The sequence below is a fragment of the Streptomyces kronopolitis genome (assembly GCF_050953795.1).
Taxonomy (GTDB): Bacteria; Actinomycetota; Actinomycetes; order Streptomycetales; family Streptomycetaceae; genus Streptomyces; species Streptomyces kronopolitis_A.
The window spans coordinates 5,363,235-5,386,392 of record NZ_CP191850.1; the positions used below are offsets into that span (position 1 = coordinate 5,363,235).

A 23,158-nucleotide genomic window follows, 5' to 3' on the forward strand; every position below is an offset into this window, starting at 1 on the left:
CGCCCGGCCCCGCGGCCCGCGCTCAGCCCACCCCGCTCCAGAACCCGGCGAGCGCCTCGGCCGTCTTCTCCGGCCGCTCGGCGTTGGGGGAGTGCTCGGCGCCCTCGATGACGGTGCGCCGGGCGTGCAGCCGCTCGGCCATCTCGTCCATCGACGGCACCGGCCAGGCGTAGTCGACGGTGCCGGAGACGACATGGGTGGCCAGCCCCGTACCCGCCAGCTCCGCCACCCGGTCGGGCTCCGCCAGCATCTGACGGCCGGTCGCGATCAGCTGCTCGGGGACGGTGTTCAGCCAGCGGCGGTGCAGGAACGCGCCGAGCTCCGGGGGCGTCGCCGCGTCCGCCGCCTCCGGGGGGTCCAGCGCGCGCATCGCCCGCCACACGCTCTCCATGTCCAGCCTGCCGAGCGCGTCGATCAGCATCCGCACCCGGGCCTGCTGCGACTCCGCGATGGCGGCGGGCCCGGAGCTGAGGACGGTGAGCGACCGGAACGGGGCCGCGTCCCGCAGCACCGCGGCCCGGGTCACCAGCCCGCCCAGGGAGTGCCCCAGCAGATGCACCGGCCCGCTGTCCGGCTCCCGCAGGGCCCGCGTCTGGGCCAGCACATCGAGCGCCAACTCCCCTTGTGCGTAAGCCTGTTCCTCGCGCGGGCCGGGGGACTCGTGCTGGCCGCGGCCGTCCACCGCCACCGCCCGGAACCCGGCCGCGGCCAGCGGCGCCAGCAGCGCGAGGAAGTCCTCCTTGCTGCCGGTGAACCCGGGCACCAGCAGGGCCGTCCCGATCGGCGCGGCGTCGGGCCGGGCGTCGTGCACGGCGAACGGGCCGCGCGCGGTGTCGAGTCGGTACGCGCGGGCGCACGGGGGCAGCGTGAGGAAGGGCGGCCTGCTCATGAGCCGAGATTATCCGGGTGGGACGGGGAACCGGGCCAGGACGCCGAACGACCCGGCCCCGCGGAAGGCGGGACCGGGTCGTTCGGCGTGCGTGCCGGCGGTCGGCCGGCCGGGCGTCAGCTCTCGGCCGGCGCCTCGGCGACGGCGGCCTTGGCCCGGGTGCGGCGGCGCACCGGCTTGGCCTCGGCGGCCTCCGCGGCCTCGGGCGCCTCCGCGGCCGGCTTGGCGGCGGCCTTACGGGTGCGCTTGGGCTTGGCGGGTGCCTCGACGACGGCCTCGGCGGTGTCCACCGCGGCCTCGGCGGCCTTGGCGGCGGCGGTCTTGCGCGTCCGCTTGGGCTTGGCGGGTGCCTCGACGACGGCCTCGGCGGTGTCCACCGCGGCCTCGGCGGCCTTGGCGGCGGCCGTCTTGCGGGTGCGCTTCGGCTTGGCCGGAGCGGCCTCCGCCTCGGCGGCGGCCCCGGTCACGGGCTCCGTCACCGCTGCGGGCGCGGTCGCGGCGGCGGCCTTGGTGGCGCTCCGGGTGCGGCGGCGCGGCGCTGCCGGCGCCTCGGCCGGCTCGCTCACGGCGGTGGCGACCGCGACGGCCTCGGCGGTGTCGACCGCGGTCGCGGCGGCCTCGCCGGCCTCCGGGCGGGCGGCGCGGGTACGGCGGCGGCGCGGCTTGGCGGGCGCCTCGGCGGCCGGTGCGGGCGCGGCGGCCTCGGCCACCGCCTCCGCGGCGGCCGGAGCGGGCACTGCGGCGGACTGACCGCCACGGGTGCGGCGGCGCCGGCGCGGCTGCCGCGGCTCGGCGGCCTCCGTGCTCACGTCGTCCGCGCCGGCCGGCTGCGTCCCGGCGGCGGGGGAGTCGGCCTGCGCCGTGCCGCCACGGGTGCGGCGGCGCTGCCGCGGGGTGCGGGTGCGCGCGGGGCGCTCCTCCTCGGCGACGCTGCCCCGGCGGGGCCCGCGGCCGCGGCCGCCGGTCTCGCCCAGGTCCTCGACCTCTTCGGCGGCCAGCCCCGCACGGGTCCGCTCGGCGCGCGGCAGCACGCCCTTGGTACCCGCGGGGATGCTCAGCTGCTCGTAGAGGTGTGCCGAGGTGGAGTAGGTCTCCTCCGGCTCGTCGAACGCCAGGTCCAGCGCCTTGTTGATCAGCTTCCAGCGCGGGATGTCGTCCCAGTCGACGAGGGTGACCGCGGTGCCCTTGGCGCCCGCGCGGCCCGTACGGCCGATGCGGTGCAGGTAGGTCTTCTCGTCCTCGGGGGACTGGTAGTTGATGACATGCGTCACACCCTCGACGTCGATGCCGCGGGCGGCGACGTCGGTGCAGACCAGGACGTCGACCTTGCCGTTGCGGAAGGCGCGCAGCGCCTGCTCACGGGCGCCCTGGCCGAGGTCGCCGTGGACCGCGCCGGAGGCGAAGCCGCGGCGCGCGAGCTGGTCGGCGATGTCGGCGGCGGTCCGCTTGGTACGGCAGAACACCATCGCCAGGCCCCGGCCCTCGGCCTGGAGGATGCGGGCGACCATCTCCGGCTTGTCCATGGAGTGGGCCCGGAAGACGTGCTGGGCGGTGTTGGCGACGGTCTGGCCCTCGTCGTCCGGCGCGGTGGCGCGGATGTGCGTGGGCTGCGACATGTAGCGGCGGGCCAGGGAGATGACCTGGCCGGGCATGGTCGCGGAGAACAGCATGGTCTGGCGCTTGGCCGGCAGCAGCTGGATGATCTTCTCGACGTCGGGCAGGAAGCCCAGGTCGAGCATCTCGTCGGCCTCGTCCAGGACCAGGCTCTTGACCTGGGAGAGGTCAAGCTTGCGCTGGCCCGCGAGGTCGAGCAGCCGGCCGGGCGTGCCGACGACGACGTCGACGCCCTTCTTCAGCGCCTCGACCTGCGGCTCGTAGGCCCGGCCGCCGTAGATGGCCAGCACCCGGACGTTGCGCACCTTGCCGGCGGTCAGCAGATCGTTGGTGACCTGCTGGCACAGCTCGCGGGTGGGCACGACCACCAGGGCCTGCGGCGCCTCGGTCAGCTGATCGGGCTGCGCCCGGCCGACCTCGACGTCCACGGGGACCGTGACGCGCTCCAGCAGCGGCAGGCCGAAGCCCAGCGTCTTGCCCGTGCCGGTCTTGGCCTGGCCGATGACGTCGTTGCCGGAGAGGGCGACGGGGAGCGTCAGCTCCTGGATGGGAAAGGGGGAGATGATGCCGACGGCTTCAAGGGCCTCGGCCGTCTCGGGGAAAATCCCGAGGTCTCGGAACGTAGACAGAATCTTGCCTCTTCTGTGAGACGCGGCGTGAGGCGGCGAAGGGGGTCGTACCGCACCGTCGTACGGGTTCGTACGGGGCCGGCCTTGAATCGGCCGGTGGGGCGGGACCACTGCCAACGCTCAGGCACTCCTGCCGCGAGCGGTGTCCCTCCTGCGCTGCGCACCATTCGTACGCGTCACAGCAGAGGGCGGTCGGGTTGGAGCCGATCGGGCCACCGACCGGGCATCCGCTTCGTGGAACGACCCACCGATACTCGGCAGGTCTGCATACCACTGTACCCCGGATATGGCGCGTCCATCCGAAGGCTTGTATGAGTGAGGAAAACATCACGGCCCGGCGGGGCCGGGGAACCGGTGGCGGCCGTCGTTCGTACGGGGGAACGGCCGTGGCCGACCGGCCCCTTCCCCCGGCCGCCGAGCGGGCTATTGTGCCGGTCATGGGAACGCCTGACAACGCCGCGGCTGACGCGCAAGAACACACCGGGATCGCCGCCCAGGACTGGGCGAAGGCCTCCGTCGACCCGCAGTACCGGGCCGCCGTGATCGATCTGCTCGGCGCGCTCGCCTACGGCGAGCTGTCCGCCTTCGAGCGTCTGGCGGAGGACGCGAAGCTCGCGCCGACGATGGACGACAAGGCCGAACTCGCCAAGATGGCCTCGGCGGAGTTCCACCACTTCGAGCGGCTGCGCGAGCGGCTCGCGCAGATCGAGGCGGAGCCGAACGAGGCGATGGAGCCGTTCGCCGCCGCCCTCGACGAGTTCCACCGCCAGACCGCCCCCTCCGACTGGCTGGAGGGCCTGGTCAAGGCCTATGTCGGCGACTCGATCGCCAGTGACTTCTACCGCGAGGTCGCGGCCCGGCTGGACTCCGACACCCGCGACCTGGTGCTGGCCGTGCTGGACGACACCGGACACGCGTCGTTCGCCGTGGAGAAGGTGCGCGCCGCCATCGAGGCCGAGCCGCGGGTCGGCGGACGGCTGGCGCTGTGGGCCCGCCGGCTGATGGGCGAGGCGCTCTCGCAGGCGCAGCGGGTCGTCGCGGACCGTGACGCGCTCTCCACGATGCTGGTGGGCGGCGTGGCCGACGGCTTCGACCTGGCCGAGGTCGGCCGGATGTTCTCGCGGATCACCGAGGCGCACACCAAGCGGATGGCGGCCCTGGGCCTCGCGGCCTGACGCCGGGGGCGGCGCCGGGCGGCTCAGGCCGTCCGGTGCCCCTTCAGGGGGGCGGCGGGCCGCCGGAGACGGCGGTGCGGCGGGCGGGCCAGGACCGACAGCAGGGCCGCGCCGACGGCGCACGCGGCGATCATCACCTGAACGGGATGGCCGGGGCCGAGGATCGAGCGGGTCAGCACCGCACCGAGCAGCGCCGCGACCGGGCCCGTGGCGAGCGTGAGGGTGCGCGCGGGGAAGCGGTCCGACAGCCAGTGCGTCGCGGACAGGGCGATGGCGAAGCCGATGAGCACGGCGCCGAGCGCTTCGAAGATCATGCTGTTCCCTCCCGCGAGACGAGACCGACCGTTGAACAAATCGGTCGTTGCGGTCGTACCCAAGGGGCGCCGGCAGCAACCCTCTCCGCGCCGGTCCCCTGCCCGATCAGCTCAGCGGTACCGACTCGAACGGCCTGATCTGCGCAAAGTCGGCGCGGCGGGCCCCGGAGCGGACCGGAAAAAGGGGCGGCGGCCCGGAGTCAATCCCCGGGCCGCCGCCCCTGCTGCCTCCGGCTGACGCCTTCGGCACGTGCTGCTTCAGAGCGTGCCGAAACCGACCTTGCGGGCGGTCGGCTCGCCGAGCTCCACATAGGCCAGCCGGTCCGCCGGGACCAGCACCTTGCGACCGTGGTCGTCCACCAGGGTCAGCAACTGAGACGTGCCGCTCAGCGCCTCGGACACCGCGCTCTCCACCTCTTCGGCAGACTGCCCGCTCTCCAGAATGATCTCGCGGGGCGCGTGCTGCACGCCGATCTTGACCTCCACGGCTTTTGTCCCTCCGACGGTCACTTGGGTGCGCGGCCATCCGCGCCGTACGCAGCACACATTAGCCCGGTACGGGGAACCGCAGGGCGCCATGGAGCACGCCCGCAGCGAACAGGGTCAGTGCGCGTCGCTGCCGTGGAGCGGGAAGCCGGCGATGCCCTTCCAGGCGAGCGAGGTCAGCAGCCCCACCGCGGTGTCGCGCGGAACCTTGCTCTGCGACGACAGCCAGTAGCGCGCCACCACCTGCGAGACGCCGCCCAGACCCACCGCGAGCAGCATCGACTCGTCCCGCGACAGCCCGGTGTCCTCGGCGATCACCGCGCTTATGGCCTCGGCGCACTCCAGGGAGACCTTGTCGACCCGCTCGCGGACCGCCGGCTCGTTGGTGAGGTCCGACTCGAACACCAGCCGGAAGGCGCCGCCCGGGTCCTCCACGTACGCGAAGTAGGCGTCCATCGTCGCCGCGACCCGCTGCTTGTTGTCGGTCGTCGACGCCAGCGCCGAACGCACGGAGTGCAGCAGCGCCTCGCAGTGCTGGTCCAGCAGGGCGAGGTAGAGGTCGAGCTTGCCCGGGAAGTGCTGGTAGAGGACGGGCTTGCTGACGCCCGCCCGCTCGGCGATGTCATCCATCGCGGCCGCGTGGTAGCCCTGCGCGACGAAGACTTCCTGGGCGGCGCCCAGAAGCTGGTTGCGCCGGGCTCGACGTGGCAGGCGTGTGCCCCGCGGGCGCGTCGCCTCGGTCTGCTCGATGGCGCTCACGCTGCCTCCCAGAGATTGGTTCGTACGCGGTCCGTACAAGGTGGTGCACCGCGCCCGCCATCGTACTTTTGGGTAACCCGGCTGTGCGCGGTCCCGGTCGGTTTTTTCTGCCCGACCCCCGCACCGGAAGCCGACATAACGTCCCAGGTCATCGGTATTCGTCTTCGTTGAGCTCCACGACCCGGGCCTGTTCGGCACGGTCCGCCTCGTTCGCCTCGTCCGGGCCGGGGCCGGTCAGCGGTTCGTCGCGCCCCGGTGTGAGGTCGGCGTACTGCTCGGCCGCGTCCGCCTCCGGTGCTTCGTCGTCGAGGCCGGTGGCGTCGCTCTCGTCCACGAAGGTCTCCGGATCTGTCGGGTCGACGCGCATGGTGGCTCCCTTTCCGCGAGCGCGCTGCTGCCGCGTGCTCGTTTCCGTCGGCTGACGTCTGGCATGAAAGCAGGGGCCGGGGCGGCTGCCCTCGCCTACGAGCGTAGGAGAGTGGCCGCGGCAGCGCGATGCGGTGTGTGACTGCGGACACACGATCGGGGGCGTGATCGTCTCGTAACATCGACGCATGTCTTCGACCGAGTCGCCGGACACCGCGACCGCCGCCCTCCCGGTACCCCCGGCCGGCGCCGGCCGGCGCGGGGCGGAGACGGTGCGCACCGTGACCCTGCCCGGTCTGACGCTGGCCCTGCGCGCCCCGGACGGACACCCCGCGGAGCGCGCCGCCCCGGGCGCGGCGGACGACGGCGCCACCCGCCCGCGCGAGCCCGCCCTCTACGTCCACGGCCTCGGCGGGTCCTCGCAGAACTGGTCGGACCTGATGCCGCTGCTCGCCGACCGGCTCGACGGCGAGGCGATCGACCTGCCCGGCTTCGGACTGTCGCCGCCGCCGGACGACGGCAACTACTCCGTCTCCGCGCAGGCCCGCGCCCTCATCCGCCACCTCGACGCGGCCGGGCGCGGCCCCGCCCACCTCCTCGGCAACTCCATGGGCGGCGCGGCCGCGACCCGGGTGGCGGCGGTGCGCCCCGATCTCGTGCGCACCCTGACGCTGGTCTCCCCGGCACTGCCCGAACTGCGGCCGCAGCGCACGGCGGTGCCCACCGCGCTGCTCGCGGTCCCCGGCATCGCCCGTCTGTTCAGCCGGCTCACCCATGACTGGACGCCCGAGCGCCGCACCCGCGAGGTGCTGGCGCTGTGTTACGGCGACCCCGGCCGGGTCAGCCCCGAAGGGTTCAACTCCGCGGCCGACGAATACGCCCGGCGCCTGGAACTCCCCTATTTCTGGGAGGTGATGGAGCGCTCGGCCCGCGGGCTGGTGAACGCCTACACGCTGGGCGGGCAGCATAATTTGTGGCGTCAGGCGGAGCGCGTACTCGCCCCCACGCTTCTCGTCTACGGTGGTCGCGACCGTCTGGTGTCCTTCCGGATGGCGCGGCGGGCGGCCGCGGCGTTCCGCGGATCGCGGATGCTGACGCTTCCGGAGGCGGGGCATGTGGCGATGATGGAGTACCCGGAGGCGGTGGCGCGCGCCGTGCGCGACCTGCTGGACAGTGAAGAAACCGAAGCGACCGCAGTTGCGGGCAGGAGCTGACACGCCGCGTGGGACGTCATAGCCGCCGAGCCCGGCCCGAGACCGCTGCGGACAGCGCACCGACGGCCGGTCCGCCCGGCAAGAGCCCCACGGGGGGCGACTCCTCCGTACCCGGCCCCGGACGCCGCCGGCGCGAGTCGCTCCAGGGCGACCCGGTGCGCGGCGGCCACCCCGAACAGCACGAGCCGGGCGGCGGCTGGGGCGCGCTCCCCGGTCCGGCGCCGTCCGCGCCGGGGACCGCACAGGGCACCCCGAGGATTCCCCGGCCGCGCACGGAGCGGCCCGGGCCGTCGACGACCGCGCCGGGGGACGGCCCGGGACCGCGGCGCGACTACGTGGAGGCCTTCGACGCCCGCTCCTTCCCGGACGCCCCCGGCGCGGTCGCCGACCCCGACGACGACGTGTTCCGGGCCGGCGCGCCGCGCCCGACGGGCCCGACGGCCGGCGGCCAGGGCTCCGGCCCGGGCGGGATGCCCGGCGGCGGCCGGTTCACCGGACGGTCGGTGGTCTTCGAGCGGGAGGCGGCCGAGCGGGCACCGGAGCGGGACGAGGACGGCACGGACGGCTCCGGTCCGCACGGCCCCCACGACGGGGAGCCGGGCGGCGAGGGCGAGCCGGAGGAGTCCCGGCACGGTGTCCGTAAGGGCGGCAAGGGCCGGACGTTCACAGGCGCCGCGGCCGCGGCCGTGACCACCGTGCTCGCCGTGGTCATCGCCGGACAGGTCGCCCAGCAGCACAAGGCCGGCGCCGGTCCGCAGCCGCGCAGCGGGCCCGACCGCGGCGACGACACCGGCGACGAGGCCTCCCGCTCCCGTGCCCGCGTCACCCAGGACGCCAAGCACGTCGGCTACGACGCACAGATGGCGAAGGCCTTCCCGCTGGCCGCGGATCTGACCGCCGGCGGGAAGTTCACCCCGGTCCCCGGCGCCGCCAAGGCCCCCGGGCACGGCAAGCTGCTGCGCTACCGCGTGGACATCGAGCAGGGGCTGCCGCTGGACGGCGCGCTCTTCGCCGAGGCGGTGCACAAGACCCTGAACGACGACCGGAGCTGGGCGCACGGCGGGAAGATGACCTTCGAGCGGGTCTCCTCCGGCCACGCGGACTTCGTGATCACGCTGGCGAGCCCGGGGACCACCTCGGCCTGGTGCGCCAAGTCCGGTCTGGACACCCGCGAGGAGAACGTCTCCTGCGACTCGGCGGCGACCGACCGTGTCATGATCAACGCCTATCGGTGGGCGCAGGGTTCCCGGACCTACGGCCACGACAAGATGCTGACCTACCGTCAGATGCTCATCAACCACGAGGTCGGCCACCGCCTCGGGCACAACCACGAGGCCTGCCCCCGGCAGGGCGCCCCGGCCCCCGTGATGATGCAGCAGACCAAGTTCCTGACGACGGACGGCGTGACCTGCCGCCCCAACCCCTGGCCGTTCCCCGCCCAGCACTGACCCGGCGGAGCCGGGGACCGCATAGCGCGTCGAAACGCCCTCGCGGGCGGAAAGTTACGTGGTTTCACCCCTTCCGGTGGCGCGATGGACAACCGTCCATCGCGCCACCCGCCGTTCTGCATAGCTTCTTCCTGCAGGTGGCGGCCGTGCCGCTGGGACACCAGGGCGCCGATATGGGAGGACGGGGGTGCGCTCGTGCGAATTGGATTGCTCACCGAGGGTGGTTATCCGTATGCGCAGGGCGAGTCGCACACATGGTGCGACCGGCTCGTGCGCGGACTCACCGGTCACGACTTCGAGGTCTACGCCCTGCACACCGACGCCCGCCAGGAGGCGCGGCACCCGGAGGGGCTCCCCGGACACGTACGGCTGGTGCGCAGCGCGCCGCTGTGGGGCGATTTCCCCGCCGGACACCGCCGGGCCGCCGAACGGCGCCGGGGCCGCGGCCCGGGCCGCCGCGAACGGCGCCGCTTCGCCGGGCACTTCGGTGACCTGGTGGCCGCCTTCGCCACCACGCCCCCCGGCACAGAGCCGGCCGCGGCCGCGCCGGCCGGGGGCGGCGAGGCTCCCGATCCGTCGGTGACCAGCAAGGCGGACCGTTTCGCCACCAGCCTCTACGGGCTCGCCGAACTCGCCGCGGACCACGGCGGACTGCCCGCCCTGCTGCGCTCCGAGGAGGCCGTACGCCTCCTGGAGGCCGCCTGCCACGACCCCCGCGCCCTGCCCGCCGCCCACGGCGCCCAGGTCAAGGACCTGCTCGCGGTCACCACCCGGCTCGAACGCGCCCTGCGGCCGCTGTCCCTCGACTGGTACGGCGACCGGCGCTCACCCGGGCTCGGCGCGGTGGACCTGTGCCACGCCACCTCCGCCGGCGCGGCCGCCCTCCCCGGACTGCTGGCCGGCCACTTCTTCGGCACCCCGCTGCTGGTCACCGAGTACGGCGTCCGGCTGCGCGAGCACTACCTCGCGGGCGCCGCGTCGCCGCTGAGCGCCCCGGTGCGCGCGCTGCTGGCCGCCTTCCAGGGCGCCCTGGCCGCCGAGGTCTACGCCCGCGCCGCGCTGATCACCCCCGGCAACACCCACGCCCGGCGCTGGCAGGAGCGCTGCGGCGCCGACCGGGCCCGGCTGCGCACGGTCTACCCGGGCATGGACGCAGGCCCCTTCGGCGCCGTCGCGGACGCCCCGGCCGACGACTCCAAGACGCTGGTGTGGGTCGGCGCCGTCGAGCCCGCCAAGGACCTCGTCGCGCTGCTGCACGCCTTCGCCGGGATCCGCCGGAGCGAACCGCGGGCCACCCTGCGCATCATCGGCGGGCCCGGCCGCGACCCGCAGGCACCCAACTACCTCGCGCACTGCCGGGCGCTGGCCGCCCAGCTCTTCCCCGACGAGGCCGCCGACGCCCGCACCGTCGGCGAGAACCCGGTCACCTTCGAGGAGATCGGCAGCCCCGAGGTGCCGACCCTCCAGGACGCCTACGCCTGCGGCGCGGTCGTGGTGCTCTCCAGCGTCGTCGAGGGCTTTCCGCGCTCCCTGGTGGAGGCGATGTTCTGCGGCCGCGCCACGGTGTCGACGGAGGTCGGCGCGGTCTGCGAAGTCATCGGCGGCACCGGGCTGGTGGTCCCGCCGCGCAACCCCCGGGCCCTCGCCGAGGCCTGCGGGGCGCTGCTCGTCGACCCGGACCGCAGGGCCAGGCTGGGCGCGGCCGCGCGGGCCAGGGCGCTGGAGCTGTTCACCGTCGAGCAGAACGTCGCGGCATTTCGTGGCATCTACCTGGAGCTGATCTCGCACGCCCCGGCCCGTCCCGCCGCCGGGCGCGCCCGCGACGCCCGCGGCCTCCCGCAGCCCTTCGCCCGCCCCGCCGAGTCCCATGTCCCGGGCCGCTGGGCGGTGACCGGCGCCGCCGCCCGCGCGGCCGCGCCGGCCGGCCGCACGCCGAGCTGGGCGGTGCCCGACGGGGAGCGCCCCGCCGCGGCGCCGGTGGCGGCCGCCGGCTGCGGCGGGGGAGGGGCCACCGCCCGAGGAATGAGACAGCCGGTGAGACGGGACGACCCCGTCACCGGACAGCCCCGGCCGACGCGAGGGAGCGGGCAATGGTGACGGGTGTGCTCGATGTGCTGTGCGCGCTGTGCGCGATGGGTGCGGCGCTGGTGACCGCCAGGGCGCAGCGGGAGCGCGGCGCCCGCCCGGGCAGCCCGGTACCCGTCCGGCACCCCTCCCCGGACGGCCGCGGACGTCCGCCCCGGCGGCACCCCGGCCCCGGCCCCGGTCATGGCTGCCCCGCGCGGAGCCGGGATCGGGGGCCCCGGACATGAGCACCCCCGAGGGCGCCGTCCCCCACGCCGTCGCACCGCCCGGGGACCGGCCCGCCGAGCGGCCCGCGCCGCCGCGCCGCGGCCCCGCCGACCCCGTCCGGTCCCTGATGCACCGCCACCAGGAGCTGTGCGCCCGCGCCGTCGACGCGCTGGAGATCGCCGCCGGACTGGAGGCGCACGGCGTCACCGACCGCACGGCCGCACGCTTCCGGCACCGTGACGTCTTCTCCCTGGCCGAGGAGCTCTACGCCCGGGTGCCGCGCGCCGACCGGGACACCACCGCAGCGGACGGCCGCCCGCCCGCCCCCGCCCGGCGCTCCCGCGGCGTGCGCGCGGCGCTCCAGCTGCTGCCCGGCGCCGTCTGCGTCGCGACCGTCGCCGCCCTGGCCGCGGCGGATCCGGCACCTCCCGCCGTCCGCGGGGCCGTCGGCGCCGCGGGCACGGTCCTGCTCGCGCTCGCCGTCCGGCTCGCCCTGCGCTCCGGGCCACTGCGGCGGCGCCAGGGCGGCGGACCGCGCACCACCGTCCTGTGGGTCTGCTGGACGGCCGGATACGCGGTCTGGGGCGACTGGCTGCTGGCCCAGCTGCTGACCGGCGGCCCCGACCTGCCGCACACCGCACCCCGGGCCGCCGTCGCCCCCGCCGTCGCACTGAGCTGCGCCCTGGCCCCCGCGGCCGGCTGCGCCCACTGGTACGCCCGGCGCGCCCGGCACCGCCTGGCCACCAGCCGCGGCCTGGAGGAACTCGCCGCCCGGGTCCGGCCGTTGCTGCCGGCCGCCACCCTGCTCTTCCTGGCCGCCCTGGCGGGCCTGCTCCTCGGCGCGGACGCGGCGTTCGGCGCGGCGGGCCCGGCGGTGCCGGTCGCGGCGGCGGCCCTGGGCGTGCTGCTCTTCCTGGCCCGGCTGCTGACCGTGCACGGCTTCCCGGAGGCGGCCTCGGCCGGCCTGGCCTCGGCCGCCGCAGTGGAGTACCTCGCCCTGACCCTGGTACTGATCGCCCGGCTCCCCGGCGTGCCGCCGCTCGACGCCCCCGTCGAGGCGCTCACCACGGCCGCCGGCACCGCCGCGGTGCCCGCCCTGGCATGCACCGCCGCCGCCCTCGGCCTGCTCGGCTACGGCCTGCGGGCGCTCACCGGGGCCTGCGCGCACTCGCCCGCCCCCGCCGGACCGGCGGAGGGACACCGGCCGTGACCCACCGGACGACCACCGGCCCCCGCCGCCCCGCACCCCCGCCCGGACCTCCCCACCACACACCCCTCCCGGCACGGCACCCCGAAACGGCCGCGCCGGCCCCCGCGCCGCGGACCCCACCCCCCACGGGGAACCCGTCACCCCGGCGGGCCCCGGCCCCGCGGCCGACGACGCACTTGACTCGACCCGTCTTAGGAGCACGACACATGAACGTCCAGCCGACCACACGCCGCGCGGACCGGGGGGTTGCACGATGAGGGTCCTGCTCATCGGCGCCAACGGCTACCTGGGCCGCTATGTCGCCGACCGGCTGCTCGCCGACCCGGCCGTCCAGCTCACCGCCCTGGGCCGCGGTGACGACGCCGACGTCCGCTTCGACCTGGCCTCCGGCAGCCCCGGGGCGCTCACCCGCTTCCTCGACGCGGTCCACCCCGGAGTCGTCGTCAACTGCGCCGGTGCCACCCGCGGCGGCGCCCGCGAACTGACCCGCCACAACACCGTCGCGGTCGCCACCGTCTGCGAGTCGCTGCGCCGCAGCAGCTGCGGCGCCCGGCTGGTCCACCTCGGCTGTGCCTCCGAGTACGGGCCCTCCCAGCCCGGCTCGTCCACCGCCGAGGACGCGGTGCCCCGCCCCGGCGGCCCGTACGGCGTCAGCAAACTCGCCGCCACCGAACTCGTCCTGGGCTCCGACCTCGACGCGGTCGTGCTGCGGATCTTCTCGCCGGTCGGCCCGGGCACCCCGGCGGGATCGCCGCTGGGCCGGCTCGCCGAGGCGATGCGCCGCGCCATGCAGTCCGGCGACAGCGAACTCAAGCTCGGCGGACTCGGCGTGCAGCGGGACTTCGTCGACGTGCGCGACGTGGCCCGCGCGGTGCACGCCGCCTCGCTGTCCGCCGCGCAGGGCGTCGTCAACATCGGGACCGGCCGCGCCGTGCGGCTGCGCGAGGCCGCGTCCGTGCTCGCCCGGGTCGCCGGCTTCGGCGGCGCGCTCCACGAGATCGACTCCCCGCCCGCCCGGCTCGTGATCCCCGGCCCGTCCCCCGAGCACCCGGTCGGCTCGCCGCCCGCCACCTACCCGTATCCGGACGGCTGCGGCACCTGGCAGCAGGCCGATGTGCGCACCGCCCGCGACCGGCTCGGCTGGCGCCCCCGGATCGGGCTGGAGGAGTCCCTCGCGGACATCTGGATGGAGGCGGCATGTCGCATCTGACCACCTCCGCAGGCGGCAGCCGCGCCCCGACCGGGGCCCTGGGGGCCGGCATCGGCGTACCGGGCTTCGCCCATCCGCTGCTGGCCCCCACCGAGTGGGCCGAACTCCCGCGCTGCGCGGCCGGCTTCCTGCCGCCCGCGCAGCAGGGCGACGGCCCGGTGCCGGGGGCGGGCGCGGTGCACTGGGCGGTGCTCAACGTGTCCAACGGGCCCGGGGCCCGCCCCGACCCGCACTGCCTGCCGGCCGCGGCCCGGGTCCGTGAGACGGGCGTGCGGATACTGGGCCACCTCGACCTGGGGCGCGGTACGCGCCCCTTCGGGGAGCTGCTCACCGACGCCCGCCGCTATCTGGAGTGGTACCGGGCCGACGGCTTCTGGCTGGACCGCTGTCCCACCGACCGGACCCAGCTGCCCGCGACCCGGCGCCTGGCCACCACCCTGCGGGCGCTGAGCGGCGGCCACCTCGTCTTCGGGCACGGCGCCCACCCCTACCCCGGCTACGCCGAGTCCGCCGACCAGCTCGTCACCTTCGCCGGCTCCTGGGACGACTACCGCTGGTCCCAGGTGGCCGAGTGGACCGCCGACTACCCTCCGGAGCGGTTCTGCCACCTCGTCCACGGCGTCCCGCGCAGCCATCTCGACGAGGCGCTGCGGATCGCCCGCTGGCAGGGTGCGGGCACCGTCTACCTCACCGACCGCCGGGCCGCGGGGACCGCGGGCGGCGCGGGCGACGCCTGGGCGTCACTGCCCGGCTACTGGGACGATTTCGTCTCGCGCATCGGAACGGGTGTCTCGGAATGAAGAAGGGCGTGGCAGTGTTACCGGGAGAGCAAGCTCCCCCGCTCTCGGCTGGGCCCGTGCGGGGGAACCCCATCTGAACCGACCAACGGAGTTCCCGTGTCGCTGCCACCCCTGGTCGAGCCCGCTTCCGAGCTCACCGTCGATGAGGTCCGCAGGTACTCCCGCCACCTGATCATCCCCGATGTCGGGATGGACGGGCAGAAGCGGCTGAAGAACGCCAAGGTGCTGTGCGTGGGCGCCGGCGGCCTGGGCTCGCCCGCGCTGATGTATCTGGCCGCGGCCGGCGTCGGCACGCTCGGCATCGTGGAGTTCGACGAGGTCGACGAGTCGAACCTGCAGCGCCAGATCATCCACAGCCAGGCGGACATCGGCCGCTCCAAGGCGGCTTCCGCCAAGGACACGGTGCTGGGCATCAACCCGTACGTCACCGTCAACCTCCACGAAGAGCGCCTGGACTCCACGAACGTCATGGAGCTGTTCGCGCAGTACGACCTGATCGTGGACGGCACCGACAACTTCGCCACCCGCTATCTGGTCAACGACGCCTGCGTGCTGCTGAACAAGCCGTACGTCTGGGGTTCGATCTACCGTTTCGACGGCCAGGCGTCGGTGTTCTGGAGCGAGCACGGCCCCTGCTACCGCTGCCTGTACCCGGAGCCCCCGCCGCCCGGCATGGTGCCCTCCTGCGCCGAGGGCGGTGTCCTGGGCGTGCTGTGCGCCTCCATCGGCTCCATCCAGGTCAACGAGGCCATCAAGCTGCTCGCCGGCATCGGTGAACCGCTCCTCGGCCGGCTGATGATCTACGACGCGCTGGAGATGACCTACCGCCAGGTCAAGGTCCGCAAGGACCCCGACTGCGCGATCTGCGGGGACAACCCCACCGTCACCGAGCTGATCGACTACGAGGCGTTCTGCGGTGTGGTCTCCGAGGAGGCCCAGGAGGCGGCCGCCGGCTCGACGATCACTCCCCGCCAGCTCAAGGAGTGGATCGACGGCGACGAGAAGATCGAGATCATCGACGTCCGCGAGCCGAACGAGTTCGAGATCGTCTCGATCCCCGGCGCCCGGCTGATCCCGAAGAACGAGTTCCTCATGGGCACCGCCCTCCAGGACCTCCCGCAGGACCGGAAGATCGTCCTGCACTGCAAGACGGGCGTCCGCTCGGCGGAGGTGCTGGCCGTGCTGAAGTCCGCGGGCTTCGCCGACGCCGTGCACGTCGGCGGCGGCGTCATCGGCTGGGTCAACACGGTCGAGCCGGAGAAGCCGATCTACTGAGCCTGCCTCCGGCGGCCGCGGCACGCGTGTCGCCGCCCGCCGGAGACCGCCGGATACGGGAGATGCCCGCCATGATCATGGCGGGCATCTCCCGTATCGGGGCTCCCCGGCGCCGGTCCCCGACGAGGGCCCACGGCGCGGCCCGGTGTGCACCGGCCGGGTCCGCTCAGATCTCGCCCTTGCGGGTCAGATAGTTGAACGCCAGCCAGCCCGGCAGCACCGGCAGCCAGAAGACCAGCAGCCGGAACAGCAGCACCGCCGGCAGCGCCGTGCCGGCCGGGAGCCCGGCCAGGGTCAGCCCGGTGATCAGCGCACCTTCGACGGCGCCCACACCGCCGGGCGTCGGCGCGGCCGAGCCCAGCGCGTTACCGGCGAGGAAGGCGACCGCGATCCCCGCGTAGGTGATCTTGTCGCCGCCGCCGAAGGCCCGGATCGAGGCGTCCAGGCACATCACGTTCGCCGCCGTCAGCAGCAGCATCCCGCCGATGCCGGTGACCAGCTTCCCGGGCCGCTGGAGGATGTCCAGCATCCGCGGGACGACGCCCGCGAACAGCGAGCGCACCCGCCGCGAGACGAACTTGCGCAGCGCCGGCACCGCCGTGACGACCAGGACCAGGACGGCCACGGTCAGCAGCCCGGCGATGACCGTACGGGACGGCGTGATCGAGGGGGCCTGCTCCTGGGTGCCGGTGACATAGCCGAAGACCAGCAGCAGCAGGATGTGGCTGCCCAGCCCGAACAGCTGGGACGCGCCGACACTCGCCACCGCCAGACCGGGCCGGACCCCGGCGCGCTGCAGGAAGCGGGTGTTGAGCGCCACCCCGCCGATCGCCGCGGGCGCCACCAGCTTCACGAAGTTGCCCGCGATCTGCGCGATGACCGTCCGGACGAACGACACCCGCTCGGTGACGAACCCCAGCAGGCTCATCGCCGCCGCGATGTACGTCAGCGCCGAGAAGAACATCGCGACCAGGACCCACACCCACCCGGCCTTGCTGACCACGTCGCCGAGGTTGACGTGGGTGAGCTGGGTCAGCAGCAGATACACCGCGAAGGCGCCGGCGATCCAGCTGATCAGGATGCGCGGGCTGAGCCGCTCCAGCTTCGCGGGCTGGACCACCGCCGTCGGGCGGATCAGCAGCACCTGCCGGCGGATCTGCGCGAGCAGGTCCTCCTCGCGGGCCTCCTCCGAGGCCTCGTCCAGGGCGCGCTTCTCGGCGTTCTTCTCCGCGTGCCGCTCGGCCCGCAGCGTCTTGCGGTCCTTGGCGCTCTCCGCCTCGCGCGCCTCCCGCGCCTCCTTGGCGGCCTGCGACGCCGCCAGCACCGCGTCGCGCTCCCGCTGGGAGCGCTCGCGGGCCAGATGACGCAGTGTGGCGCGGGTGGTGCGGCTGAGCGCGATCGGCTGCAGCAGCGGCAGGCTGTCGGCGACCGCGTCCGGGCCGAGCACCTCGACGGCCGCGGCCACCGCCCGCTCGGCCCCGACCCGCAGTCCGCAGGTGGCCAGCAGCTGGGCGATGTCCATCCGCAGCACGAGGTCACCGGCCGCGATCTCACCGCCGCGCAGCTCGGTCAGGACGATGTTGCCGGAACGATCCACCAGCAGCGCGTCACCGACCAGCCGCCGGTGCGCGATCCGCCGCGACTGCAGCGCCTCGACCTGCCGCCAGGCGCTGTGCATCAGCGTGTCGGTGATCTCCTCGTCGGCCAGCGTGTCGAAGCTGCGGCCGTCGATGTGCTCGTAGACCAGCATCACCGCGTCCGGGCCGAGCTCCGAGGTCGCGATCAGCTTCGGGGCGTTCGCGCCGGCCGCGATGGCGGCGTACGCCAGCAGCGCCTCCTGCTCCAGCGCCTGGCGCAGCGACTGCAGGCTGCGGCGCTGATTGATGCCGCGCAGCGACAGTCGGCGCCACACCCGGTAGAAGAAGCCCTGCGCCTGCTGCTCGCGGTCGACGACGGTGACATCGATCGGCGGGCCGTCCTCCCGCGTCACCAGATAGCGGCGGCCGCGGTCGGTGTGCTCGGGGTGGTCCGGGCCGATGTCCTCCGCCCGCAGCGCGGAGACCGGACGGAAGCCGACCCGGCGCAGCCCCGCGAGGAGGTTCTGGCCGGTGGGGCGGACATTGGGGGAGCCGACGGCGTAGAGGGTGCCGTAGGCGACGGTCCAGCCGATCAGCACCGTCGTGATGATCGCGAACGGGGTGGTGTACCGCCCGACCAGCACCGCGAACGCGTCCAGCAGCAGCACGCACCACATCACGACCCGCCAGCGGGGCCGCCGGTACATGCCCACCGCCGTCATATAGGCGATCACGGGCGCCAGATAGCTGTGCACCGGGGCGGTCAGCGACCCGTTGTCCAGGGTCTGGGTCAGCGCGTCCCGGATGGAGGCGGGGGCGGCGTCGGCCACCCACAGGTCGGTGGCCAGCGACACCCCGTGGGCCAGGACGGCGGCGAGCACGCCGTCCGCGATCCGCAGCCCGTCCCGCTTGATCAGCCGCTCGACGGCGAACGCCACCGGCACGATCAGCACTGCGACGCTGGACGTCAGCCCCGCCAGGGTGATCAGCAGCTGGGGCGCCGCCTTGGCGCCGCTGCCGATGTCGTTCTCCAGGCCCTGGGTGGTGCCCTGCGCGAACGTGGTGAGCCCGAGGACGAGCGCGATCCCGGCCATGCCGAGCAGCAGCCGCAGCAGGTCGGAGGGCCGGTGCACCCGGGCGGGCAGCAGCGGCTCGTCGCCGGAGACCCGGTCGACGTGGAATTCGCCGTGTTCGTCCGCGGTCAGGTCGGAGCGGTGCGCGCCCGTGCGGGCCCTGCTCCGGGCCGCACCCGGCGCCGCCTTCTCACCGCTGCCGGGCCCGGCCCCGTCGTCCGTGCCCCGGTCCGGCCGGTCCTCGTCCTGCTCCTCCTGCTGCTGCCGCTCGGGTTCCTCGGGCTCCTCGGGCCCCTGTGGCCTCTCGGACGCCCCTGGTCTCTCGGCCTTCTCGATCGTGCTCGCCTTTTCGGTAGCGGAGACCGTGGCCGGCCTCCGTTGGTGCTTCCCCTGTGGTGCCGCCCGCTGCCGCTCCGGCAGCCCGGCCGCCGGGGCCGGTCCGGGCGCGGTGCCGGCGGTGGTGACGGACAGCGCCGCAGGGGCGCCCACCTCCCGTGGAGGCGCTGCGCCCTGCTGCCCGGCCGTCTCTTCTTGATCTCGTATCACCAGTCACCGTCCGGAAGATGGTGGCACGGCCGACCGGTGGTGGAGGGCATCAGGGTGCATTTCGGGGGCGCGGGAAGCGGAACCGCCGCCGCCGACCGGGGCCGGCGACGCCGTCCCGGAGAGCCGCCCGGCGGTGCGCAACCGTGTGTCCGCTCCCATTGTCGGTGCCGTGCGGCAGGATGGACCGAATGAGTGGGACCGGAGATTCGACGGCGGGGGAACTCCCCGCGTACGCGGAGCGGGTCCTCGCCGTCGCCGAGCTGATCCCGGCGGGCCGGGTGATGACCTACGGCGACATCGCCGAATGGCTCGACGAGGGAGGACCGCGGCAGGTCGGCAGGGTGATGGCGCTCTACGGCGGCGCGGTGCCCTGGTGGCGCGTGGTGCGCGCGGACGGCCTGCTGCTGCCCGGCAGCGAACTGCGCGCGCTCGCGCACTACCGCGACGAGGGCACGCCCCTGCGCACCACCCCCACGGGGGACACCCCCGACGGGGGCGGGCGAGGCGCCGCGATGACGCGCGGACACATACCGCGCCTCGACATGCGACGCGCCCGCTGGGACGGGCGGCAGGACGGCGACGGGGAGCCGTAGCGCCGGCGCCCCGCCTCCCGGCCGACCGGGAGGCTGCCGCCGGACCCGCCGCGGGCCTGGCGTAGCGTCGGGCACCGTCGTTGCGCCCACGGTCCCGCCGCGGGCCGCGCGCCCCGGCCGGCCACCCGACCCGCTCCGCGCACCGCCGGGCGGCCCGCACCCCCTCTGCACCACGACCACGCACTCTCCTTCAGGACCGGCGATCCACGTGAGTTCCTCCTTCTCGGCCGTCCCGCCGACGCAGCCCCACCGGGCCGCGCGGCGGAACACCGCCGGCGCGTACCGCCTGGTGCGCACCGCGCCGGGTCGGGTGGATCCTCCTGCCTTGGACGCAGCCCAGCGCGCCGTGGTTGACCACCGGCACGGGCCGCTGCTGGTGCTCGCCGGGCCGGGCACCGGCAAGACCACGACGCTGGTGGAGTCGGTGGTCCGCCGGGTGCGCGCCGGGGCCGATCCCGAACGGATCCTCGTCCTCACCTTCAGCCGCAAGGCCGCCGTCGAACTCCGCGACCGGCTCGCGGCCCGGCTGGCCGGCCCGGACGCACCGCCCGGCGGGCCCGCCGGCACCGGCGCCACCCCGCGCCGGCCCGGCATCCCGCAGGCGACCACCTTCCACTCCTTCTGCTACGCCCAGGTCCGCGCCCACCAGGACGCCGAACTCTTCGCCGAACCCCTGCGGCTGCTGTCCGGGCCCGAACAGGACCTCGTGGTCCGCGAACTCCTCGAAGGCCAGGCCGAACTGGCCGGCGCGGGCCGCGCCCGGGTGCGCTGGCCGGACGAGCTGCGCGCCTGCCTGACCACCCGCGGCTTCGCCGACGAGGTCCGCGCGGTGCTCGCCCGCAGCCGCGAACTGGGCCTGGGCCCGGACGCGCTGGGCGCCTTCGCCGCCCGCACCGGACGCCCCGACTGGAGCGCCGCGGCCGGCTTCCTCGCCGAATACCTCGACGTCCTCGAAGCCCAGGGCATGCTCGACTACGCCGAACTCGTGCACCGCGCGGTCCTGCACGCCGAACACCCCGACACCGCCGCCCGGTGGGCCGCCTCCTACGACGCGGTCTACGTCGACGAGTACCAGGACACCGACGCCGCCCAGGTACGGCTGCTGCGCGCCCTCGCCGGCAACCACACCACGTCCGCCGCGGCGGGCTCCCCGGGACGCACCCTGATCGCCTTCGGCGACCCCGACCAGTCGATCTACGCCTTCCGCGGCGCCGACGTCAACGGCATCCTCGACTTCCCCGAGACCTTCCGGCGCGCCGACGGCACCCCCGCCCCGGTCGCCGTCCTCGGCACCTCCCGCCGCTCCGGCGCCGACCTGCTCGCCGCCACCCGGCAGCTGACCCGCCGGATGCCGCTCACCCGCCTGCCCGCCGCGAAGGTACGCGCCCACCGCGAGCCCCGGCCGGTACGGGACGGCGGCCGCGTCGAGGCGTACACGTACCCGACGCCCGGCGCCGAACTCGACAACGTCGCCGACATCCTGCGCCGCGCCCACCTGGAGGACGGGGTGCCCTGGCGCGAGATGGCCGTCCTCGTCCGCGCCGGGGGGCGCTCGCTGCCCGCCGTGCGCCGCGCCCTGACCTCGGCCGGCGTCCCCCTCGACATCGACGGCGACGATCTGCCGCTGCGGCACGAACCCGCGGTCGCCCCCCTGCTCACGGCGCTGCGGGTGGCGGCCCGCGCCGCCCTCGGCCCCGACCCCGACACCCCGTCCCAGGACACCGCAACCGGACCGACCACCCCGCAGGAGGACGACGGCGCCCCCCGCTGGCTCGACGCCGAAACCGCCACCGACCTGCTGGCCTCCCCCCTCGGCGGCATGGACTCCGCCGACCTGCGCCGGCTGGGCCGCGCCCTGCGCGAGGAGGAACGCCACGCCGGCCGGCCGCTGCCCCGCCCCTCCGACGAACTGATCGCCCGCGCCCTCGCCGACCCCCGCCGCCTGGTCACCCACGACCCCGGCTACGCCCGCGGCGCCCAGCGGCTCGGCCTGCTGCTGCGCACGGCCCGCACCCTCCTCGCCGACGGCGGCACCGCCGAACAGGGGCTGTGGGAACTGTGGGACGGCACCCCCTGGCCGCAGCGCCTGGAGCGGGCCGCCCACCGCGGCGGCGCCGCCGGCCGCAACGCCGACCGCGACCTGGACGCCGTCGTCGCCCTCTTCGAGACCGCCGCCCGCGCCGAGGAACGCACCGGCGGCCGCGGCGCCCTCAACTTCCTGGAGGAACTCGACGCCCAGGACATCGCCGCCGACACCCTCACCCGCCGCGCGGTGCGCCCCGACGCCGTACGCCTGATGACCGCCCACCGCGCCAAGGGCCTGGAGTGGCGGCTCGTCGTCGTCGCCGGCGTCCAGGAGGGCCTGTGGCCCGACCTGCGCCGGCGCGGCTCACTCCTGGAAGCCGACCGGATCGGCCGCGACGGCCTGGCCGAGCCGCTGCCCGCCGGCGCCCTGCTCGCCGAGGAACGCCGGCTGTTCTACGTGGCCGCCACCCGCGCCCGCGAACGGCTCGTCGTCACCGCCGTGAGGGCCGCGGCCGACGACGGCGACCAGCCGTCCCGCTTCCTGACCGAGCTGGGCATCACCCCCCAGGACGTCACCGGCCGCCCCCGCCGCCCCCTGGCGGTGGCCGCCCTCGTCGCCGAACTGCGCGCCACCACCGTCGACCCGGCCGCCACCCCCGCCCTGCGCGAGGCCGCCGCCCAGCGGCTCGCCCGGCTCGCCGCGCTCCGCGACGACGACCACCACCCCCTGGTGCCGGCCGCCCACCCCGACACCTGGTGGGGCCTGCACGAACCCACCCGCAGCAGCGTCCCGCTCCGCGACCGCGACCGGCCCGTGGTGCTCTCCGGCAGCGCCCTCGACCAGCTCGCCCACACCTGCTCCCTCCAGTGGTTCCTGGGCCGCGAGGTCAAGGCGGACACCCCCGCCACCGCCGCCCAGGGCTTCGGCAACGTGGTCCACGTCCTCGCCGACGAGGTCGCCTCCGGCCGCACCCCCGCCGACCTCGCCGTCCTCATGGAACGCCTGGACTCCGTATGGGACGCGCTCGCCTTCGACGCCCCCTGGAAGTCCCGCCAGGAGAAGGACACCGCGCGCGCCGCCCTGGAACGCTTCCTGCGCTGGCACGTCATGGAACGCGAAACCCGCGGCCGGGACACCGTCGCCACCGAACACGGCTTCGACCTCACCCTCCGGGCCGGCCCCCACGAGGTCCGCATCCGCGGCAGCATGGACCACGTCTCCCGCGACGCCCAGGGACGCGCCTACGTCGTCGACTTCAAAACGGGCAAGCAAAAACCCACCGGCCCCGAGGTCGCCCGCCACCCCCAGCTCGCCGTCTACCAGCTCGCGGTGCGCGAGGGCGCCCTCGACGACGCCTTCGACGGCCACACCCCCCACCCGGGCGGCGCCGAACTGGTACACCTGCGCCTGGGCGCGGCCCAGAAGGAAGGCGGCGACGCCCTGCCCGCCGTCCAGGCCCAGCAGCCACTGGACGGCGAGTGGGTAGGCGACCTGCTCGCCACCGCCGCGGGCCGCGTCCTGGAAGAGCGGTTCACCCCCACCACCGGCACCCACTGCACCCACTGCACCTTCCGCACTTCGTGCAGCGCCCAGCCGGAGGGGAGACACGTCGTGGAGTGAGTTTCGCTGCGGTTGGCTTTGCTTCCCACGTTTTTGTCTTTC

General features: G+C 75.1%; 17 protein-coding genes. 10 read left to right on the forward strand and 7 right to left on the reverse strand.

What is annotated here, in order from left to right; genetic code table 11:
• Positions 1-22: 22 nt before the first annotated feature.
• Both ACQP17_RS23855 and ACQP17_RS23860 read right to left on the reverse strand, forming a co-directional pair.
• Entirely contained in the window at positions 23-889 is an 867-nt protein-coding gene (locus ACQP17_RS23855; RefSeq protein WP_433858109.1) for an alpha/beta fold hydrolase, read from the reverse strand.
• Between the two features lie 116 nt (positions 890-1,005).
• A complete protein-coding gene (locus ACQP17_RS23860) occupies positions 1,006-3,243 on the reverse strand; it encodes a DEAD/DEAH box helicase (RefSeq protein ID WP_433859993.1) in 2,238 nt (745 codons plus the stop codon).
• A 326-nt stretch (positions 3,244-3,569) separates the two neighbouring features.
• Between ACQP17_RS23860 and ACQP17_RS23865 the strand changes: the two genes are divergently transcribed.
• Positions 3,570-4,307: a ferritin-like fold-containing protein gene (locus ACQP17_RS23865; RefSeq protein ID WP_329146686.1), complete on the forward strand. Its 738-nt coding sequence runs from the start codon at positions 3,570-3,572 to the stop codon at positions 4,305-4,307.
• A 23-nt stretch (positions 4,308-4,330) separates the two neighbouring features.
• Here the strand turns inward: ACQP17_RS23865 and ACQP17_RS23870 are convergent, their stop codons facing one another.
• The 4 genes from ACQP17_RS23870 to ACQP17_RS23885 all read right to left on the reverse strand — a co-directional run bounded on the left by ACQP17_RS23870 (position 4,331) and on the right by ACQP17_RS23885 (position 6,233).
• The gene (locus ACQP17_RS23870; RefSeq protein ID WP_364875181.1) at positions 4,331-4,621 is read right to left on the reverse strand and encodes a hypothetical protein; all 291 of its coding nucleotides are present in this window, start codon (positions 4,619-4,621) and stop codon (positions 4,331-4,333) included.
• Positions 4,622-4,879: 258 nt separating this feature from the next.
• Entirely contained in the window at positions 4,880-5,107 is a 228-nt protein-coding gene (locus ACQP17_RS23875; protein ID WP_189104738.1) for a DUF3107 domain-containing protein, read from the reverse strand.
• 117 nt (positions 5,108-5,224) lie between these two features.
• Positions 5,225-5,866 carry a TetR/AcrR family transcriptional regulator gene (locus ACQP17_RS23880; RefSeq protein ID WP_433858110.1) on the reverse strand — a complete coding sequence of 214 codons (642 nt, stop codon included), beginning with the start codon at positions 5,864-5,866 and terminating at the stop codon, positions 5,225-5,227.
• A gap of 148 nt (positions 5,867-6,014) precedes the next feature.
• A complete protein-coding gene (locus ACQP17_RS23885) occupies positions 6,015-6,233 on the reverse strand; it encodes a hypothetical protein (protein ID WP_433858111.1) in 219 nt (72 codons plus the stop codon).
• 187 nt (positions 6,234-6,420) lie between these two features.
• Here ACQP17_RS23885 and ACQP17_RS23890 point away from each other — a divergent pair, with 187 nt between their 5' ends.
• From ACQP17_RS23890 to moeZ, 7 genes are all read left to right on the forward strand, one after another.
• Positions 6,421-7,446 (forward strand): alpha/beta fold hydrolase, encoded by a 1,026-nt coding sequence (locus ACQP17_RS23890; protein WP_433858112.1) that lies wholly within the window; start codon positions 6,421-6,423, stop codon positions 7,444-7,446.
• Positions 7,447-7,454: 8 nt separating this feature from the next.
• Complete coding sequence (locus ACQP17_RS23895; protein WP_433858113.1) at positions 7,455-8,894, forward strand: DUF3152 domain-containing protein; 1,440 nt, start codon at positions 7,455-7,457, stop codon at positions 8,892-8,894.
• A 195-nt stretch (positions 8,895-9,089) separates the two neighbouring features.
• A complete protein-coding gene (locus ACQP17_RS23900) occupies positions 9,090-10,991 on the forward strand; it encodes a DUF3492 domain-containing protein (RefSeq protein ID WP_433858114.1) in 1,902 nt (633 codons plus the stop codon).
• 211 nt (positions 10,992-11,202) lie between these two features.
• Positions 11,203-12,396 carry a hypothetical protein gene (locus tag ACQP17_RS23905; RefSeq protein ID WP_433858115.1) on the forward strand — a complete coding sequence of 398 codons (1,194 nt, stop codon included), beginning with the start codon at positions 11,203-11,205 and terminating at the stop codon, positions 12,394-12,396.
• A gap of 253 nt (positions 12,397-12,649) precedes the next feature.
• Positions 12,650-13,606: an NAD-dependent epimerase/dehydratase family protein gene (locus ACQP17_RS23910; RefSeq protein WP_189104227.1), complete on the forward strand. Its 957-nt coding sequence runs from the start codon at positions 12,650-12,652 to the stop codon at positions 13,604-13,606.
• Positions 13,594-14,406, forward strand: a complete 813-nt coding sequence (locus ACQP17_RS23915; protein WP_433858116.1) for a spherulation-specific family 4 protein — start codon at positions 13,594-13,596, stop codon at positions 14,404-14,406. The genes ACQP17_RS23910 and ACQP17_RS23915 overlap by 13 nt, the downstream gene beginning before the upstream one ends.
• 96 nt (positions 14,407-14,502) lie before the next feature.
• Positions 14,503-15,681 (forward strand): adenylyltransferase/sulfurtransferase MoeZ, encoded by a 1,179-nt coding sequence (gene moeZ, locus ACQP17_RS23920; RefSeq protein ID WP_433858117.1) that lies wholly within the window; start codon positions 14,503-14,505, stop codon positions 15,679-15,681.
• A gap of 166 nt (positions 15,682-15,847) precedes the next feature.
• Here moeZ and ACQP17_RS23925 read toward each other — a convergent pair whose 3' ends face one another.
• Positions 15,848-18,877: a lysylphosphatidylglycerol synthase domain-containing protein gene (locus ACQP17_RS23925; protein ID WP_433858118.1), complete on the reverse strand. Its 3,030-nt coding sequence runs from the start codon at positions 18,875-18,877 to the stop codon at positions 15,848-15,850.
• 188 nt (positions 18,878-19,065) lie between these two features.
• Here ACQP17_RS23925 and ACQP17_RS23930 point away from each other — a divergent pair, with 188 nt between their 5' ends.
• A complete protein-coding gene (locus ACQP17_RS23930; protein ID WP_433858119.1) occupies positions 19,066-19,470 on the forward strand; it encodes an MGMT family protein in 405 nt (134 codons plus the stop codon).
• Between the two features lie 208 nt (positions 19,471-19,678).
• Positions 19,679-23,116, forward strand: coding sequence for an ATP-dependent helicase (locus tag ACQP17_RS23935; protein ID WP_433858120.1), 3,438 nt, complete (start codon positions 19,679-19,681; stop codon positions 23,114-23,116).
• Positions 23,117-23,158 lie beyond the last annotated feature (42 nt).